The following is a 15,513-nucleotide window of genomic DNA, read 5'->3' as shown; positions in this document are numbered from 1 at the left end:
GACCGTGCAACGCCCTGACTCCCCCTCCCCGCTAGGCCGTTACCTGCGGTGGCTGGGCGCTCCCGCCCAGCACTACCTGCGTATCGGCATTGCAATATCGCTATTGGTGCACGCCGGCGCGCTGGCGTGGCGCTTCGGCGCGCCAGCGCTCACGCGCCCGCCCGTGACCAGCCTGGAAGTGGTGCTGTTGAACGCGCGCAGCGAAACGCCGCCCGAGGCGCCGCGCGCCCAGGCCCAGAACCAGATGAGCGGCGGCGGCAACGCTGAACACGGCATGACCACCACGCCGCTGCCCCAGACCGGCGAGTCCGCCGAGACCATCGTGCTGGAGGCCATGCGCCGCCGCCAGGTGCAGTTGGAAGCCGAACAGACCCGCCTGATGACCCAGTTGCGCTCAACGGACAAGGCGGGCGCCGAACGTCAGGCCGTGAACCCGTGGCCCGATGGCGCCGACCTGGGCCAAGACGCCGAAGACCAGGCCAGCGTCATCCAGAATGCGCAGGTCGCCGCCCTGGCCGAACGGGTCCAGCAATACAGCAATGAACCGCGCAAGCAATTCGTGGCCCCCTCGGCCGAAGCCTCGCGCTACGCCGCGTACCTGGACGCCTGGCGCGCCCGCATCGAGGCCATCGGCACCCAGCACTATCCCGACGAAGCCCGGGGACGCATCTATGGTTCGTTGCGCATCACCGTATCGGTGCGTGCCGACGGCAGCATCGCCGACGTGGAAATCGACCAACCGTCCCCACACGCCGTGCTGAACCAGGCTGCGCGCCGCATTGTCCAGTTGGCTGCGCCCTTTCCCCCCTTCCCGCCCGATATCGCCCGCGATACGGACGTGCTGGTCATCACTCGCACCTGGCACTTCGTCAACGACACCCTGGAAACACAAGCTCCATGACCGAGGCGTCCCCTCTTGCCCGCTACGCCGTCATCGGCAACCCCATCGCGCACAGCCGCTCGCCCCAGATCCACACCCTGTTTTCCCAGCAAACCGGCAAACCGCTCAGCTATGAGCGGCTGCTGGCGCCGGTTGATGGCTTTGCCGATGCCGTGGCCGCCTTCGTGGCCGAAGGCGGGCAGGGCCTGAACGTGACGGTGCCGTTCAAGCTGGACGCCTACGCGCTGGCGGCGGGCCATCTGTCCACCCGCGCGCGGCTGGCCGGCGCGGTCAACACCTTGTCCTGGCGCGATGGCGCCTGGCACGGCTGCAATACCGACGGCGTTGGCCTGGTGTCCGACCTGCTGCGCCTGGGCGTGCGCCTGCCGGACGCCGCCGTGCTGCTGGTGGGCGCCGGCGGCGCCGCCCGGGGCGTGTTGCAACCACTGGCGCAAGCCGGCTGCGCGCGCATCCATATCGTCAACCGTACTGCGTCCAAGGCGCTGGAACTGGCCGACGCCTGGCGCGCCAGCGGCGTGTCGCCGCAAACCCAGGTCACGGCGGGCGGGCTCTCGGACGCCGCGCGGCCTGGCGGCTGGAACGTGGTCATCAACGCCACGGCCAGCGGCTTGCAGGATGCCGCGCCGGACTTGCCGCCGGGGCTGTACGCCGATGGCGCGGCGGCCTACGACATGATGTATGGCGCCAGACCCACCGCCTTCATGCAGCAGGCCGAAACCGACGGCGCCGCGCTGACGGCTGACGGCCTGGGCATGCTGGTAGGCCAGGCCGCTGAAAGCTTTTTCATCTGGCACGGCGTGCGCCCCGACCCAGCCCCCGTGCTGGCGGCGCTGCGCGAGGCCCTTGTGGCCGGACGCTGAGCGGCATGGCGACGCGCAAGCAAGGCCGATCCTGGTTCCGGATCACCACCGGCGTGCTGATGGCGCTGCTGTGCGCGGTGCTGCTTTATCAGTTCTGGCTGTTCGCCCAGGTGGTCTGGTTCAACTACCGCGACCCCGGCAGCAGCGCCATCATGCGCGAAGAACGCTCGCGCCTGCGCGAAGGCAACCCGGCCTTCCAACTGAAGTACGACTGGGTGCCCTACGACAAGATCAGCCGCAATCTGAAGCGCGCGGTGGTGGCCTCCGAAGATTCCAGATTCACCGAACACGATGGCGTCGAATGGGACGCCATCCGCAAGGCCTGGGAATACAACCAAAGGCAGGAAGAGGCAGGACGCAGCAAGATGCGCGGCGGCTCGACCATCACCCAGCAATTGGCAAAGAACCTGTTCCTGTCCAGTTCGCGCAGTTACATCCGCAAGGGCCAGGAATTGGTGCTGACCTACATGATCGAACACGTCATGACCAAGGAACGCATTCTTGAGCTGTATCTGAACGTGGCGGAATGGGGCGTGGGCGTGTTCGGCGCACAGGCGGCCGCACAGCACTATTTCAATACCTCGGCCGCCAACCTCAGCGCCAGCCAGTCGGCCCGGCTGGCAGCCATGCTGCCCAACCCCCGCTTCTACGACACCCGCCGCAATTCCAACTACCTGAACTCCCGCGTGGGTGTCCTGACCCGCCGCATGCGGATGGTTGACATTCCCTGACACGTAAAAGCGCGCACCGGCATCCTGCCATCCCCACCCTGGGCGGCGGGATTTGTTAAGCTTTCACGTTTAGCGCTCCCCCATCATTTTCATGCGTACCGCCCGTCGCTACCTGGCCCGCGAGATCTATCGCTCTTGTGCAGTGGTCCTTATGGCCCTGCTAGGCCTTTTCACGTTCTTCGCGCTGGTGGACGACCTGGACAACGTGGGCGACAAGTTCTCCATGATGGCCCTGCTCTACATGCAGGCGCTGGCCATTCCCACCCGCTTGTACGACCTGCTGCCCATCGGGCTGCTGATCGGCGCGATCCTGGCGCTGGCCGGCCTGGCCCAGCGCAACGAACTTGTCATCCTGCGCGTGTCGGGCGTCAGTGGCATGCGCCTGTTGCGCATGCTGTGGGTAGTGACCATCCCGCTGATGATCGGCGCCGCCCTGTTGTCCGAATACGTCACGCCCTGGGCCGAGATCAAAAGCGGCGAGGCCAATCTGATGTTTCGCGGCAAGGCCGGCGGCGACCGCCTGAACAGCGGCTACTGGTTCAAGGAACCCACCGCCAACGGCGGCATGCGCATCATCAACATCGCCGAACTCAAGGGCGACGGCCAGGTGGCCGGCATCACCCTGTACGAATTCAAGAAAGACCAGACCCTGACCGCGTTGTCCACCGCGCCCACCGGCTCGTTCGCCCACGGCGACCTGGTGCTCAAGGACGTATCGGAAACGCGCCTGGATGATGACGCGGCCGACGCCCTGGCCGACGCGCGTCAACCCAAGAACCCGCCCGCCTCGGTGGTGAAGCTGCCCGAGCGCACGGTGGATACGACCCTTAGCGCCGAACGCCTGCTGGCCCGTGTGCTGACGCCCGAGCGTATGTCCATCATCACCTTGTTGGACTATGTGGAGTACCTGCGCGACAACCAACTGCAATATGGTCGACAGGTTGTTGCCCTGTGGCGCAAACTGGCGTATCCCTTCACCCTGCTTGTGATGATCACGATTGCCGCCCCCATTGGCCTGATGCAGACGCGTCGCGGCGGCGTGGGCGCAAAGGTGTTCATCGGCATCTTGCTGGGCGTGGGTTTCTTCATGCTGAACCAGTTGGCCCTGAACGTGGGCATGCTGGGCAAGTGGCCGCCCTGGCTGACGGCCCTGGGTCCGAACATCGGCGCCATGGCGCTGGCGCTGAGCGCCATGAGCTATATGGAATACCGCCACACCATTACCCGCATCGTCCAACAACGTTGGCCTTGGAGCAAGAGTCCCGCATGAACGGCAGTATCTGGATGATCGGCGACGTGCAGGGATGCTGCTCGCCGCTGGATCGCTTGCTGGCCCACCCCGACCTGGTCGGAGATCCCCGCTCGCGCTTCTGGTTCGCAGGCGACCTGGTCAACCGTGGCCCGCAGTCGCTGGAAACCCTGCGTCGCATCATCGACCTGGGTGACCGCGCGACCTCGGTGCTGGGCAACCATGACCTGCACCTTCTGGCTGCCGCCGCCGGGGTGCGCAAGCCGTCCAAGTCGGACACGCTGGACGAAATCCTGCGAGCGCCGGACGCCAGCGACCTGATCAACTGGCTACGTTTTCGGCCTCTGGCGCATTTTGAACAGGGTCACCTGCTGGTGCACGCGGGCACCTTGGCCAAGTGGGATGTGGCCAAGACGCTGGCCCTGGCGGGTGAAGTGCAGGACGCCTTGCGTGGGCCGAACTGGCAGAAGGCGCTGCAGAAGATGTACGGTAACGAGCCGGCCACGTGGAAAGAAGACCACAAGGGCGGCAAACGGATGCGAGTCATCATCAACGCGCTGACACGCATCCGCCTGTGCACGCCGAACGGCCACATGGAGTTCGCCACCAAGGTCACCCCCGGCGCGTGGCCGCCAGGCCTTGTGCCCTGGTTCGACGTCCCCAACCGCGCTACGCGCGACATCACGACGGTGTTCGGCCATTGGTCCACGCTGGGCCTGCTGCAGCGCCCCGACGTCATCTGCCTGGACACCGGCTGCGTCTGGGGCGGATCCTTGACCGCGCTACGCTTGCAGGACCGCAAGCTGGTGCAGGTCAAGTGTTCGCAGTTCCAGGATCCGTTGTCGGAATAAGCTGTACGCGGGATGAAGCGCGGCGGGGTCGATAAAACAACCTCATCCACGAACGCGCACGACCCATCGCGCAACCGCTGCAGATGGGTTCCGGGCGGCCAGCACCGGCTTTCCCAGGCAAACCATCTCGCCCTCCACCCATCCTACGATCCCAAACCGTAGGATGGGTGAAGCGCGGCGAGCCCGCCAAAAGAACCCAATCCACGAACGCGCGCGACCCATCAAACAGCCACACCCAAAACGACACCCGTAGGATGGGTGAAGCGCGCCAAGGCCGCCAAAAGAACCCAATCCACGAACGCGCGCAACCCATCTCTCCGCAAACACTCAATGCCGAATTTCCGCCAGGAACTTCTGCGCCCGCACCGTTCCCGGCCTGCTAAAAAACGCCTCCGGCGTTCCCGTCTCCACGATCCGCCCCGCGTCCATGAACCACACCCGGTCCGCCACTTCTCGTGCGAACCCCATCTCGTGCGTCACGCACACCATCGTCATCCCGTCGCGGGCCAACCCCTTCATCACCTGAAGCACCTCGCCCACCATCTCCGGGTCCAGCGCGCTGGTCGGCTCATCAAACAACATCACCGGCGGGTTCATCGCCAACGCCCGCGCAATCGCTACCCGTTGCTGCTGCCCACCTGAAAGCTGGGCGGGGTACGCCTCTGCCTTGTGCGATAGGCCCACCCGCTCAAGCAACTGCATCGCCCGCTCGCGGGCCTCGGCGCGTTTTGCGCGCTTGAGTTGCAGCGGCGCCAGCATCAGGTTTTCCAGCACCGACAAATGCGGGAACAGGTTGAACTGCTGAAACACGAATCCGATATGGCTGCGCAACTGATCCAGGTGCACCTTCGGGCCATAGATATCTTGCCCGTTGACCTCGATCACGCCCTTCTGGATAGGTTCCAGGCGGTTCACGGTACGGATCAGCGTCGACTTGCCCGACCCCGACGGCCCGCACACCACCACCACCTCTCCTTGCGTGACCTCTTCAGTCACATCGGCCAGCGCCTGGTAGTCGCCATACCACTTCTGCACTTGTGAAAATCGGATCATGTCGGCACCACTTTAGAAACAGCCCCAAGCCCGGCGCGCCGCCTGCCGATACGTCGTTCGGTCAGGTGCACCAATGAACTCAGGCCAAAATTCAGAATGAAATACGTCATCGCCAGCAGGCCGAACACTTCAAACGGCTTGGTCAGCAAGACGCTGTTGATCTGGTTGGCGGCGTAGGTCAGTTCCTGCACGCTGATCACATAGGCCAGCGACGTTTCCTTCACCGTCGACACAAACTGGCTCAGCATGCTGGGCAGCATGTTGTAGAGCGCCTGCGGCAAAATCACCCGCCGCATCGTCTGCATGTACGACAAGCCCAACGCCCGGCTGGCCTCTTGCTGCCCCGGCGGCAAGGCCTGGATGCCCGCGCGGATGATCTCGGCCAGGTAGGCGCTTTCGTAGCAGACCAGCGCCACCACCATCGTGGTCGTGCCCGCGACGGGGCGGCCGATGATGATCGGTACAAAAAAGTACGCCCAGAAGATGAACATCAAGAGCGGCAGGCCGCGCACCAGATACACCACCGCCGACGACGGCCAGTAGAAGATGCGGTACGGGCTGATGCGGCCCAGCGCCAGCAGCACGCCGCAAGGCAAGGCCAGCGTCAGGCTGACGGCCGCCAGGCCCAGCGTGGCCACCAGCCCGCCTATCGGGCCGTGCGGATACTGCCCGATCAGAAGCAGCAGCCAATTGTCTTTCAGTATGTCCCACATCTCAGCGCGCCCCCAGCGGACGATAACGTCGTTGCAAGATCGCGCCGCCGCCCATGATCAAGAACGACAGCAACAGATAGATGACCGTCACCACGGCATAGGCCTCAAAGGTGCGGAACGTGTAGTTCTCGATCTCACGCCCCGCCGCTGTCAGTTCCGTTACGCCGATCGCCATCGCCAGGCTGGTGTTCTTCAACAGCAACAGTGTCTGGTTCAGCAGCGGCGGAATCGCGATGCGAAACGCCTGCGGCAGCACCACGCAACGCATGGTGCGCAGAAAGCTCAGGCCCAGCGCGCGCGATGCTTCCACCTGCCCCGGCGGAATGCCGCGCACGGCGCTGCGCAGGTCTTCGCAGATGTAGGCCGACATCACCAGCCCGATCGCGATGCACGACATGATGAATTCACTGCCGTGGCTGTTGAGCCAATCACTCAAGCCTTGCGGCAGCAACGCCGGCACGCCGAAGTACCAGAACAGGATGTGCACCAGCATGGGCACGTTACGGTGGAACGCGACGTACACCGCGATCACCGCGTTGGCCACGGGCGAGCCCGTCAGGCGGATCACCGCCAGCAGGCTGCCCAGGCAGAACGCCAGAATCCAGGAAAGCCCGGCCAGCGCCAGGGTGGTGATCAACCCCCTGAGCAGCCAGTCCGGGTACTCGCCTTGGAAAATGGCGCTGAAGTCGAAAACGTAGTGCATCGAAAGAGGCTCCAGCGCGTGCGCGCATCAACCCTTGATGGCTTCGATGCGGAAGTCGCGCTTCAGGTTGAACTGCGTGCCCGCACCAAACCACTTGTCGAACAGCTTGGCGGCCTGGCCCGAGGCCTCCATGCCGTCCAGCACCTTGTTCACCTGATTCAGCATGGCGGTGTCGCCCTTGCGCACGCCCATGCCCCAGGGTTCAACAAACAGCGCCGGTTGCAGAATCTTCACGGGCACCGCGCTGCCGGCGGCCTGCTGCTGAAGCTTCACCAGCATCATTTCCGACGCCACAAAGCCGCTGACCTTGCCCTGTTGCAGCGCCAGGAACGCGCCGCTGGGGTCTTTGAACGTCACCGTATCCACATTCGGGATGTTCTTGCGCGCGCCCTGCTCCGAGGACGAGCCACGCACGGCGCTGACGCGCTTGCCCGCCAGGTCGGCAGGCGCCTTCACGTCTTTCTCGGACTCGCGCGCCAGGATCTTCTGCAGGCTCACGAAATGCTGATGCGAATAGTCGATCTGCTTCGCGCGGTCGGGGCTCCAACCCAGGTTGGCGGCCACCACGTCGACGCGGCCGGCAATCAGTTCGGGGATGCGGGCCTCGACGGCGATCAGCTTCAGTTCCAGCGGCACGCCCAGGCTATCCGCCACGGCCTGGCACATATCGACTTCGTAGCCGACGACGGCGCGCGTCTTCGGGTCCTGGAAGCTGAAGGGTTCGGCGGTGCCCATGGTGCCGCAGATGAATTTGCCGCGCGCCTTGATGTCTTGCACGGTGTCCGCATGCGCGGCGGGCGCCAGCGTGGCGGCCAGGCCGACGGCGGCAACGAAGGAAGCAATGGTGGTCTTCATGGTAATTCCCCTTGAATATAGGTATGGGTACTGCCCGTTATGGGTACTGCTGAAAAAGCACGTTCAACGCAGCGCCGCGCAGGCGCTGTTGATACGGCGGCATCCTTCTTCGATGTTCTCCATCGACGTGGCGAAGCTCAGCCGCAGGTAGGGCGACAAGCCATAGGCCGCGCCGTCCAGCACGGCGACGCCGGCCTCGTCCAACAGGTACATCACCACGTCCAGATCGCTTTCCAACACGCGGCCGGCCGGCGTGCGCTTGCCAAGCAGGCCTTCGACCGACGGATAGACATAGAACGCGCCCTGAGGCTCCGGGCAGCGGATGCCCGGCACCGCGTTCAGCAGGGCCACGATGCGGTCGCGGCGCGCGTGAAACACGGCGGCGGCATCGCTGACGCAGCGCTGGTCGGCGGTCAAGGCCACGCGCGCGGCTGCCTGGCTGATGGCGCTGACGCAACTGGTGCTTTGCGAGATCAGCGTGGCCATGGCCTTGATCAGCGGCTTGGGGCCACCGGCGTAACCCAGGCGCCAGCCGGTCATGGCGTAGGCCTTGGACACGCCATTGATCGTCAGCGTGCGGCCCGCCAACGCCGGCACCACCGCGGCGGGCGATGCGTGGCGCGCGTCGCCGTAGGCCAGGTGTTCATAGATTTCGTCCGTCATCAGCCACACGTGGGGATGGCGCGCCAACACCTCGCCCAAGGCACGCAGTTCGTTCGCGCTGTACATGGCGCCGGTAGGATTGCTGGGCGTGTTCAGCAGCACCCATTTCGTGCGCGGCGTGATGGCGTGTTCCAGCCCTTGCGGCGTCAGCTTGAAGCCATCGGCTTCAGGGCAGGCCAGCACCACGGGCGTGCCATCGTTGACCAGCACCATGTCCGGGTACGACACCCAGTACGGCGCGGGGATGATGACTTCGTCGCCCGCCTGCACGGTGGCGGCCAGCGCGGTGAAGATCAACTGCTTGGCGCCCACGCCGACAATCAGTTCGTCCAGCCCGTAGTCCAGGCCGTTTTCACGCTGGAACTTGGCGCGCACGGCTTCCAGCAGCGGCTTGGCGCCGGCCGACGCGGTGTAGCGGATGTCGCCGCTGTTCAGCGCATCGATGCCCGCCTGCACAATATGCGCGGGCGTGGGCAGGTCAGGTTCGCCCACGGTGAAGTCGATGATGTCGCGGCCTTCCGCGCGCAACTGGTCCACGCGCGTCTTGGCGGCCATGCTGGGCGACGGCTTGATCGCGCGGGCGCGTTCAGCCAGGAAGGCGGTGTCGGCGGCGCTCATGCCAGCCCCTTGGCGGCAAAGGCGGCCTGCATCCAGCTTTGCGTCTTATCGCCCAGGGCGATCTCGGCCATGATGCGTTCTTCCTTGGCCGCATGCGCGTGCGCGGCGGCAATCAGGCTTTCCGCGTCGGACGCGGCAAAGCAGACCAGGCCGTCTTCGTCGCCCACGATGATGTCGCCGGGGTTGACCACCTGCCCGCCAATCGACACGGGCACGTTGACCTCGCCCGGGCCGTCCTTGTAGGGGCCGCGATGGATGTGGCCGCGCGCATAGCAGGGGAAGCTGTCCGCTTCAAACGCGGCCACGTCGCGGATGGCGCCGTCCACCACCACGCCCGCGCAGCCATGCAACTGCAGGTAGCGCTTCATGATTTCGCCCAGCACGGCGTTGGACAGGTCGCCGCCCGCGTCCACCACCAGCACGTGGCCGGGCTGGATCTGCATCATGGCCTTGTAGATCATCAGGTTGTCGCCCGGACGCGTCTTGACCGTCAGCGCGGTACCCACGAGCTTGCCGCTGCCGTTGTAGCGGTGCAGGCCCGAGATGCCCTCGCGGCGCGCCAGGTTGTCGCTAAGGTGGGGCGTGACGATGCCGGCAAGCGCTTCAAGAATGGCGGCGGGGGCAACGGGGGAAGCCGGCAATTGGCGGGCGCCGGTAAGGATATTGGCCATGACGATCTGCAGTTCCTGGGTCGGTAGCCGCCGGCAACCCTGTGGATTTTTCAGGATGCAGGCCGGCCGGGTGAACAATCAGATGGCATGTTGCGAGCTTTTCGTTTTCAGAAAAAGGGATTAAATTTCCACGAGCCTCATCAATTTTTGGAATATAGGGGTTAGCCCTAGGCGGAAATTTCGGAATGAACATCCCTATGACGCGGTGCCCGGCATGCTGACGTTCAAGCAGATCGAGGCCCTGTACTGGACCGTCCGGCTGGGCACGTTTTCCGCCTCGGCGCAGAAGCTGCACACCACCCAATCGGCCATCACCAAGCGCATCCAGGAGCTGGAGGCGGACTTCAACGTGGCGCTCTTCGACCGCTCGGGCCATCGCGCCGAACTGACCGCGCGAGGGCACGAGGTCTATGCGCTGGCCGAAGACATGCTGGGCCATCGCGACCGCCTGCTGGTGCGGCTGAAAGGCCAGCACACGCTGACCGGCACATTCCGTTTCGGCATTACCGAGATCACGGCCATGACGTGGCTGCCCGCCTTGATCCGCCTGCTGCGCGCGCACTATCCGCGTATCACGCTGGAACCGCACATCGACCTCGGGGCCGACCTGCTCAAGCGCTTGCAGGCGGGGCAGTTGGACATGGCGTTCCTGCACGGGGAATTCGCGGAACCGAACTTGCAAGTCGTGGCGCTGCAACGCCTGGAATTCGCCTGGATGGGCAGCCCTGACCTGATCGACGCCAGCCGCATCTACACGCCCGCCGACATCGCGCGCCTGCCGCTACTGCGTCAAAGCCGCGAGTCAGGCTTGAACATGATCTATGACGGCTGGCTGCGGCCGCACACGCCGGACAGCAATATCTTCACGATCAACAGCCTGATCGCCATGGCGGGCCTGACTGCCGCCGGCTTCGGCGTCAGTTGCCTGCCCCGCGATTATTTCGCGGACATGGTCAGCAAGAAGCAGTTGGTGATTGCGCGTACCAGCACCGCGCCGCCGCAATCGGTCTACAGCGCGATGTTCCGCCGTGACGCGGACGTGGCGTTCTGTGAAAGCGTGGCGGAACTGGCGGAAAGCTGCTGCGAGTTTTCCGGCGGGGTGTAGGGGGAAAGGCCTTTACAGCACGCTCAGGATCGCGTCGCGCGCCTGATGCGACAGCTCGAGCCGGGTCGGCAAGCTGCCATCCGGATGCCTTGCCGCCAATACCGGCAGAAACACCACTTCGACGGACAAGCCCGTGGCGCCCAGCACGCGCCACAGATTGGCCACCAGGCTTTCTTCGCCCACGAACGCCGCGAAGCCGTCGCGCTTGCCATCGCGCAGGAAGCGCAAGGCCACGGGTTGAATTTCCACGGCCGCTGAACGCGCCGGTTCGAACAGGCTGGCGTGGAAGGGAAGCAGGTCGAAGCCTTCCGTCGTCGTGCCTTCCGGGAACAGCCCCACCGCATCGCCCAGCTTGAAGCGGGCCTGCATGGCCTCGCCCATGGCGTGCACCGCGTGGCGTTGGCCGCGTTCGATGAAGAGCGTGCCCGCCCCCGCCACCAGCCAGCCGATCACGGGCCATTTACGGATCTCGCTCTTGGCGACGAACGACGTGGGGCGCGCGGAATTCAGGACGAAGATGTCGATCCAGGAGACATGGTTCGCCACCAGCAGCACCGGCCCGGTCATGCGGGGGTCGCCCCTGAAGCTGACTTTCAGGCCGCAGACCGCCATCAGCGCGCGCGACCACGACCGGTTCAGCCAGGCCCGCGTTCGCGGGCGGATGAAGGGGTAGACGAGCCCCACGCAAAACAAGCCAAATACGATCAGAGGCAGCACCAAGGCCAGCCGTAAGACAAAGCGCAGCAGCTTCAAACTGAGGTCTCCCAGACCAGTTGGCCACCGACCACGGTGGCGCGTACCCGACCGGGCAGCATCATACCCGCGAACGGCGTATGCGGGCTGCGGCTTTGCAGCGCCGTGGGCGTCACCAGCCATTCGGCGTCCAGATCCACCACGCAGACGTCGGCGGGCGCGCCCACGCCCAACTGGCCGGCCTGGGCGGCGGGGTTGCTGGTGCTGGTGCTGGTGCTGGTGCCGCTGCCGATACCGCTGAGCACCGCGCCCGGACCCGATGTGACCCGAGCCAGCGCGTCGGCCAGCGGCACGCGGTGGTCGCGCGCCCATTTCAAGGTCAGCGGCAGCAACAGTTCCAAAGCCGTTGCGCCCGGCGTGGACAGCGGAAACGGCGCCGCCTTGCCGTGCCTGTCCACAGGCGTGTGATCCGAGCACAGCGCCTGGACCAGCCCTTCAGCCAGTGCCGCCTGGATGGCGTCGCGATCACGCTGGCCGCGCAGCGGCGGCCGCAGGCGGAAGTGCGTGTCGAAGAAACCGATATCGACATCGGTCAGGTGCAGGTTGTGCGCCGACACGTCGGCCGTTACCGCCAGGCCTTCGCGCCTGGCCGCGCGCAGCAACGCCAAGCCTGGCGCGGTGGACAGTCGAGTCAGGTGCACGCGCGCGCCGGTGGCCCGTTGCAGCTCGAAGATGGTGTTCAGGGCCACCGTCTCGGCTTGCGGCGGCAGGCCTTCCAGGCCCAGGCGTTCGGCATAGGCGCCGCTGGCGGCAACCGCGCCCTGGGCCAGCCATGGGTCCTGCGGACGCAGCCACAGCGTGTAGCCCAGCCCGCTGGCATAACGCATCGCGCCCCACAGCACGCGCGTATCCGCAATGCCGTGCTCGCCTTGCGCATAGGCCAGGCAGCCCGCTTGCGCAAGCAGGCCCATTTCCGTCAGCGTCTCGCCCGCCAGGCCCACCGTCATCGCGCCCAGCGGATGAATGCGGGGCTGACCGGCTTCCATCTGGCGCGTCAAGGCGTCGACCTTGCCGGGTTCGTCCAGCGCCGATTCCAAATCTGAATCCGGCGGCATCACCAGCCGCGTCACGCCGCCGGCCAATGCCGCGCGCAACTCGGCGGGCGCGAACGCCAGGCCCGTTGCATGGCCAGGCTGGGCCACGCGCGCGGACAGGTCCACCAAGCCCGGCAATACCGCCAGGCCGGTCGCGTCCAGCACGCGATCCGCCTGAAAGCCATCCGGCGCGGCGCCAGCCGCCAGCACGGCCATCACCCGGCCATCGGCAAGAAAAAGATCATGCTGCCCGTCCACCCCATTGGCGGGATCGATCAGGCGGCCATTGGCGATGTGCAGCCTCATGGCGTGTCTCCGGCCAGCACGCTCAGGGCGGCCAGGCGCAAGCGGTCTTCCAGGTCGGCCAACTGCGCCTGCACGGGCGGCAGGGCCGCGGCCACGTCGCCATCCACTTCCACACCCGGGGTCAGCGCGCCGCCGGGCAAGAGCAGCGCATCGGGTTTGGCTGCGGCCAACGCAACGGGTGTCAGCCCATACAGGTGGGCGTATTCGCGCGCGGACGGCAGTAGCGCGCCGCTGATGCGTTCCACCTGCAAGGGCAGCACGATGATGACGTCGGCCGCTTGCAGCCCGTCGTGCAAGCTCGCGCATTCGCGCACGCCCAACTGCGGCAAGCCTTCTGGCAGCAGCGTGCGGGGCGCCACCACACGTACCTCGGGCACGCCCAGGGTCGTCATGGCGTGGATGACCGACCGCGCCAGGCGCGAATGGCGGATGTCGCCCACCAAGGTCACGGCCAGATTCGTCAGGTCCTGCTTGGCGTGCAGCATGGCCTGTATCAGCGCCAAGGCAGGCAAGGGGTCTGCGTGCGAACCGTCACCGGCATTGATGACACGCAGGCCCGGCGCAGCGTGCGCGGCGGCACAATGAGCCGCGCCGCTGGCCGCGTGGCGCAACACCAACACGCCGGGCTGCAAGCGCGCCACCGTCTCGGCCAGCGCGTCGCCCACATGCGCGGTGCCGGCAGGCGCGCCTGGCGGTACATGCACGTCGGGCGCGTGTTGTGCGTGTTGTGCGTGCTGCCCGTTTTGCGCGGTTTGCACATCCTGCGCGTCCAGCACCACGGGCAAGAGCGACAACCGCGTTGCCAGTGCGGCATAGGCGTCGCGATCGGCAAGGTCATCGCCAAGGGATAGAAAAACGGGGCATGGCGCGGCGTGCCCATCGGGCATCGGAGTGGCCGGGGAACCGGCGTCGTCCGCTGCCGCATAGGCACGCGCGGCGTCCAGCAAGCGCTCGACGTGGCGCTTGGGCAGCCCTTCCGTTGTCAGCAGATGTATGAGTTCGCCGCGGCGATCAAGTTGCGGATTCAGCATAGAAAAAGCCGGGCCAGGCGCGTTACGCCGCAGGCAGGGTGTCGAGATATCGTTGCAGGATAACAGCCGCCGCCATCGCGTCATCGGCGGCGTGCGTGCCCAGAAGGCGTTGCGCTTCCATGCTGGAACCGCGCTCGTCCACCAGCTCGACCGCGATGCCGAAACGACCATGCAGTTGATTGGCGAAACGCCGGCAGCGCGCGGTGGCCGGCTGTTCGCCGCCATCGGCATCCAGCGCCAGCCCCACCACCACGCGGTGGGGCTGCCATTCCTGCAACAACGCCGCGATGCGGCCAAAGCGCGCATCGCGGATTTCACTGAAGATGATTTCCAGCGGGCGCGCCTGGCGCGTCAGGGTGTTGCCGATGGCGATGCCGATCTTCTTTTCGCCAAAGTCGAAACCAAGCAGTGTTTCTTCAGGCATGGCCCGCATCGCCCGCCAGCATGACCGGATCAATGCCCAGCAGCTTGAGCGCGGCGGGGTAGCGGTCTTCGGCGGGTACGTCGAAGATGATGTGGTCGTCGGCACCCACGCTGAGCCAGGCATTCTGGCCCATTTCGCTTTCCAGTTGCCCAGCGCCCCAGCCGGCATAACCCAGCGTGACCAGCATGCGGGCGGGGCCATTGCCGTCGGCCACGGCTTGCAGCACGTCGCGCGAGGTGGTCAGCGCCATGGCGCCCATCTTGATGCTGGAACTGTAGTCGCCGGCGGGCGCGTGCAGCACGAAGCCGCGGTCGGTCTGGACCGGGCCGCCGAAGTAAACCAGCGTGTCTTTGACCGGGCCGATTTCAAGCGTCAATTCGATGCGCTCGAACAAGGTGCCCAGGGTCAGGTCCGTGGGCCGGTTGATGACCAGGCCCAGCGCGCCGCGTTCGGTGTGTTCGCACACGTAGATGACCGAGCCGGCCAGGCTGCCTTCCACCATGCCAGGCATGGCGATCAGGAACTGGTTGGCAAAGTTGGCCGCCTGCGATGCGGCGGATTCGTGGTGTTTTTCCGTCATGGCAACCCCTTTGGGTAGTCTGAAAGAACCGTGGACGTCGCACACGCGAGCGTGGCCGTCTTGCCTGGCGGCAGACCGTCTTTGGTTACGTGGGATGGGGTCATGCCCCATCTTACGAGCCCTGGCGGAATGGGTCAGCGGGTCGGGTTCAGATTTCCATCAATTCAAAGTCCTCTTTGCGGGCGCCGCATTCGGGACAGACCCAGTTCGGCGGCACGTCTTCCCAGCGGGTGCCGGGAGCAATGCCTTCGTCGGGGAGGCCGGCCTCTTCGTCATAGACCCAGCCACAAATCAGACACATCCAAGTACGCATAGTTCTCTCTTACATCAAAACCCCACCCGGTTCCCCGTGGCGGGGCAAAGGTGGGGGGCTTCCATTAGAATGGGGACAATCTTACCGAAACCCAATAGG

The 15,513-nt window shown here is 65.6% G+C and carries 18 protein-coding genes; 6 read left to right on the top strand and 12 right to left on the bottom strand.

Going from position 1 to position 15,513, the window contains the following annotated elements; translation table 11 throughout:
- The first annotated feature begins 4 nt into the window (after positions 1 to 4).
- The 5 genes from ELS24_RS03285 to ELS24_RS03265 all read left to right on the top strand — a co-directional run bounded on the left by ELS24_RS03285 (position 5) and on the right by ELS24_RS03265 (position 4,592).
- Positions 5 to 901: a TonB family protein gene (locus ELS24_RS03285; protein ID WP_127183393.1), complete on the top strand. Its 897-nt coding sequence runs from the start codon at positions 5 to 7 to the stop codon at positions 899 to 901.
- Positions 898 to 1,761 (top strand): shikimate dehydrogenase, encoded by an 864-nt coding sequence (gene aroE / locus ELS24_RS03280; RefSeq protein WP_050447089.1) that lies wholly within the window; start codon positions 898 to 900, stop codon positions 1,759 to 1,761. The genes ELS24_RS03285 and aroE overlap by 4 nt, the downstream gene beginning before the upstream one ends.
- 5 nt (positions 1,762 to 1,766) lie before the next feature.
- On the top strand, positions 1,767 to 2,492 hold the full coding sequence (gene mtgA, locus ELS24_RS03275) for a monofunctional biosynthetic peptidoglycan transglycosylase (protein WP_127183392.1): 726 nt from the start codon (positions 1,767 to 1,769) through the stop codon (positions 2,490 to 2,492).
- A 91-nt stretch (positions 2,493 to 2,583) separates the two neighbouring features.
- Positions 2,584 to 3,762, top strand: a complete 1,179-nt coding sequence (gene lptG, locus ELS24_RS03270) for an LPS export ABC transporter permease LptG (RefSeq protein WP_127183391.1) — start codon at positions 2,584 to 2,586, stop codon at positions 3,760 to 3,762.
- Positions 3,759 to 4,592 carry a symmetrical bis(5'-nucleosyl)-tetraphosphatase gene (locus ELS24_RS03265; protein ID WP_050447086.1) on the top strand — a complete coding sequence of 278 codons (834 nt, stop codon included), beginning with the start codon at positions 3,759 to 3,761 and terminating at the stop codon, positions 4,590 to 4,592. Before lptG ends, ELS24_RS03265 begins: the two co-directional genes overlap by 4 nt.
- Before the next feature lie 327 nt (positions 4,593 to 4,919).
- On the opposite strand, the gene ELS24_RS03260 is transcribed toward ELS24_RS03265, so the two are convergent.
- The 6 genes from ELS24_RS03260 to ELS24_RS03235 form a co-directional block, all read right to left on the bottom strand.
- On the bottom strand, positions 4,920 to 5,645 hold the full coding sequence (locus ELS24_RS03260; RefSeq protein ID WP_127183390.1) for an amino acid ABC transporter ATP-binding protein: 726 nt from the start codon (positions 5,643 to 5,645) through the stop codon (positions 4,920 to 4,922).
- On the bottom strand, positions 5,642 to 6,358 hold the full coding sequence (locus ELS24_RS03255) for an amino acid ABC transporter permease (protein ID WP_050447084.1): 717 nt from the start codon (positions 6,356 to 6,358) through the stop codon (positions 5,642 to 5,644). The genes ELS24_RS03260 and ELS24_RS03255 overlap by 4 nt, the downstream gene beginning before the upstream one ends.
- A 1-nt stretch (position 6,359) precedes the next feature.
- Positions 6,360 to 7,061 carry an amino acid ABC transporter permease gene (locus tag ELS24_RS03250; RefSeq protein WP_050447083.1) on the bottom strand — a complete coding sequence of 234 codons (702 nt, stop codon included), beginning with the start codon at positions 7,059 to 7,061 and terminating at the stop codon, positions 6,360 to 6,362.
- A 27-nt stretch (positions 7,062 to 7,088) separates the two neighbouring features.
- Positions 7,089 to 7,916, bottom strand: a complete 828-nt coding sequence (locus ELS24_RS03245; protein WP_127183389.1) for an ABC transporter substrate-binding protein — start codon at positions 7,914 to 7,916, stop codon at positions 7,089 to 7,091.
- 63 nt (positions 7,917 to 7,979) lie between these two features.
- Positions 7,980 to 9,197 carry an aminotransferase class I/II-fold pyridoxal phosphate-dependent enzyme gene (locus tag ELS24_RS03240; protein ID WP_127183388.1) on the bottom strand — a complete coding sequence of 406 codons (1,218 nt, stop codon included), beginning with the start codon at positions 9,195 to 9,197 and terminating at the stop codon, positions 7,980 to 7,982.
- The gene (locus ELS24_RS03235) at positions 9,194 to 9,868 is read right to left on the bottom strand and encodes an RraA family protein (protein ID WP_127183387.1); all 675 of its coding nucleotides are present in this window, start codon (positions 9,866 to 9,868) and stop codon (positions 9,194 to 9,196) included. Before ELS24_RS03235 ends, ELS24_RS03240 begins: the two co-directional genes overlap by 4 nt.
- A gap of 214 nt (positions 9,869 to 10,082) precedes the next feature.
- Between ELS24_RS03235 and ELS24_RS03230 the strand changes: the two genes are divergently transcribed.
- Positions 10,083 to 10,973: a LysR family transcriptional regulator gene (locus ELS24_RS03230; RefSeq protein ID WP_050447079.1), complete on the top strand. Its 891-nt coding sequence runs from the start codon at positions 10,083 to 10,085 to the stop codon at positions 10,971 to 10,973.
- A gap of 12 nt (positions 10,974 to 10,985) precedes the next feature.
- Here the strand turns inward: ELS24_RS03230 and ELS24_RS03225 are convergent, their stop codons facing one another.
- The 6 genes from ELS24_RS03225 to ELS24_RS03200 all read right to left on the bottom strand — a co-directional run bounded on the left by ELS24_RS03225 (position 10,986) and on the right by ELS24_RS03200 (position 15,414).
- A complete protein-coding gene (locus tag ELS24_RS03225) occupies positions 10,986 to 11,726 on the bottom strand; it encodes a lysophospholipid acyltransferase family protein (RefSeq protein ID WP_050447078.1) in 741 nt (246 codons plus the stop codon).
- Entirely contained in the window at positions 11,723 to 13,066 is a 1,344-nt protein-coding gene (locus ELS24_RS03220; protein ID WP_127183386.1) for a dihydroorotase, read from the bottom strand. The genes ELS24_RS03225 and ELS24_RS03220 overlap by 4 nt, the downstream gene beginning before the upstream one ends.
- A complete protein-coding gene (locus ELS24_RS03215; RefSeq protein WP_127183385.1) occupies positions 13,063 to 14,097 on the bottom strand; it encodes an aspartate carbamoyltransferase in 1,035 nt (344 codons plus the stop codon). The genes ELS24_RS03220 and ELS24_RS03215 overlap by 4 nt, the downstream gene beginning before the upstream one ends.
- A gap of 22 nt (positions 14,098 to 14,119) precedes the next feature.
- Entirely contained in the window at positions 14,120 to 14,521 is a 402-nt protein-coding gene (gene ruvX / locus ELS24_RS03210; RefSeq protein ID WP_050447168.1) for a Holliday junction resolvase RuvX, read from the bottom strand.
- Entirely contained in the window at positions 14,514 to 15,101 is a 588-nt protein-coding gene (locus tag ELS24_RS03205; protein WP_050447075.1) for a YqgE/AlgH family protein, read from the bottom strand. The genes ruvX and ELS24_RS03205 overlap by 8 nt, the downstream gene beginning before the upstream one ends.
- A gap of 148 nt (positions 15,102 to 15,249) precedes the next feature.
- Positions 15,250 to 15,414 carry a rubredoxin gene (locus tag ELS24_RS03200; protein WP_003814980.1) on the bottom strand — a complete coding sequence of 55 codons (165 nt, stop codon included), beginning with the start codon at positions 15,412 to 15,414 and terminating at the stop codon, positions 15,250 to 15,252.
- Positions 15,415 to 15,513: the final 99 nt, after the last annotated feature.

This window comes from Achromobacter spanius (assembly GCF_003994415.1).
Taxonomy (GTDB): Bacteria; Pseudomonadota; Gammaproteobacteria; order Burkholderiales; family Burkholderiaceae_B; genus Achromobacter; species Achromobacter spanius_C.
Note: the sequence above shows the minus strand (reverse complement) of the source record. Positions and strands in the feature narration are given on the sequence as shown.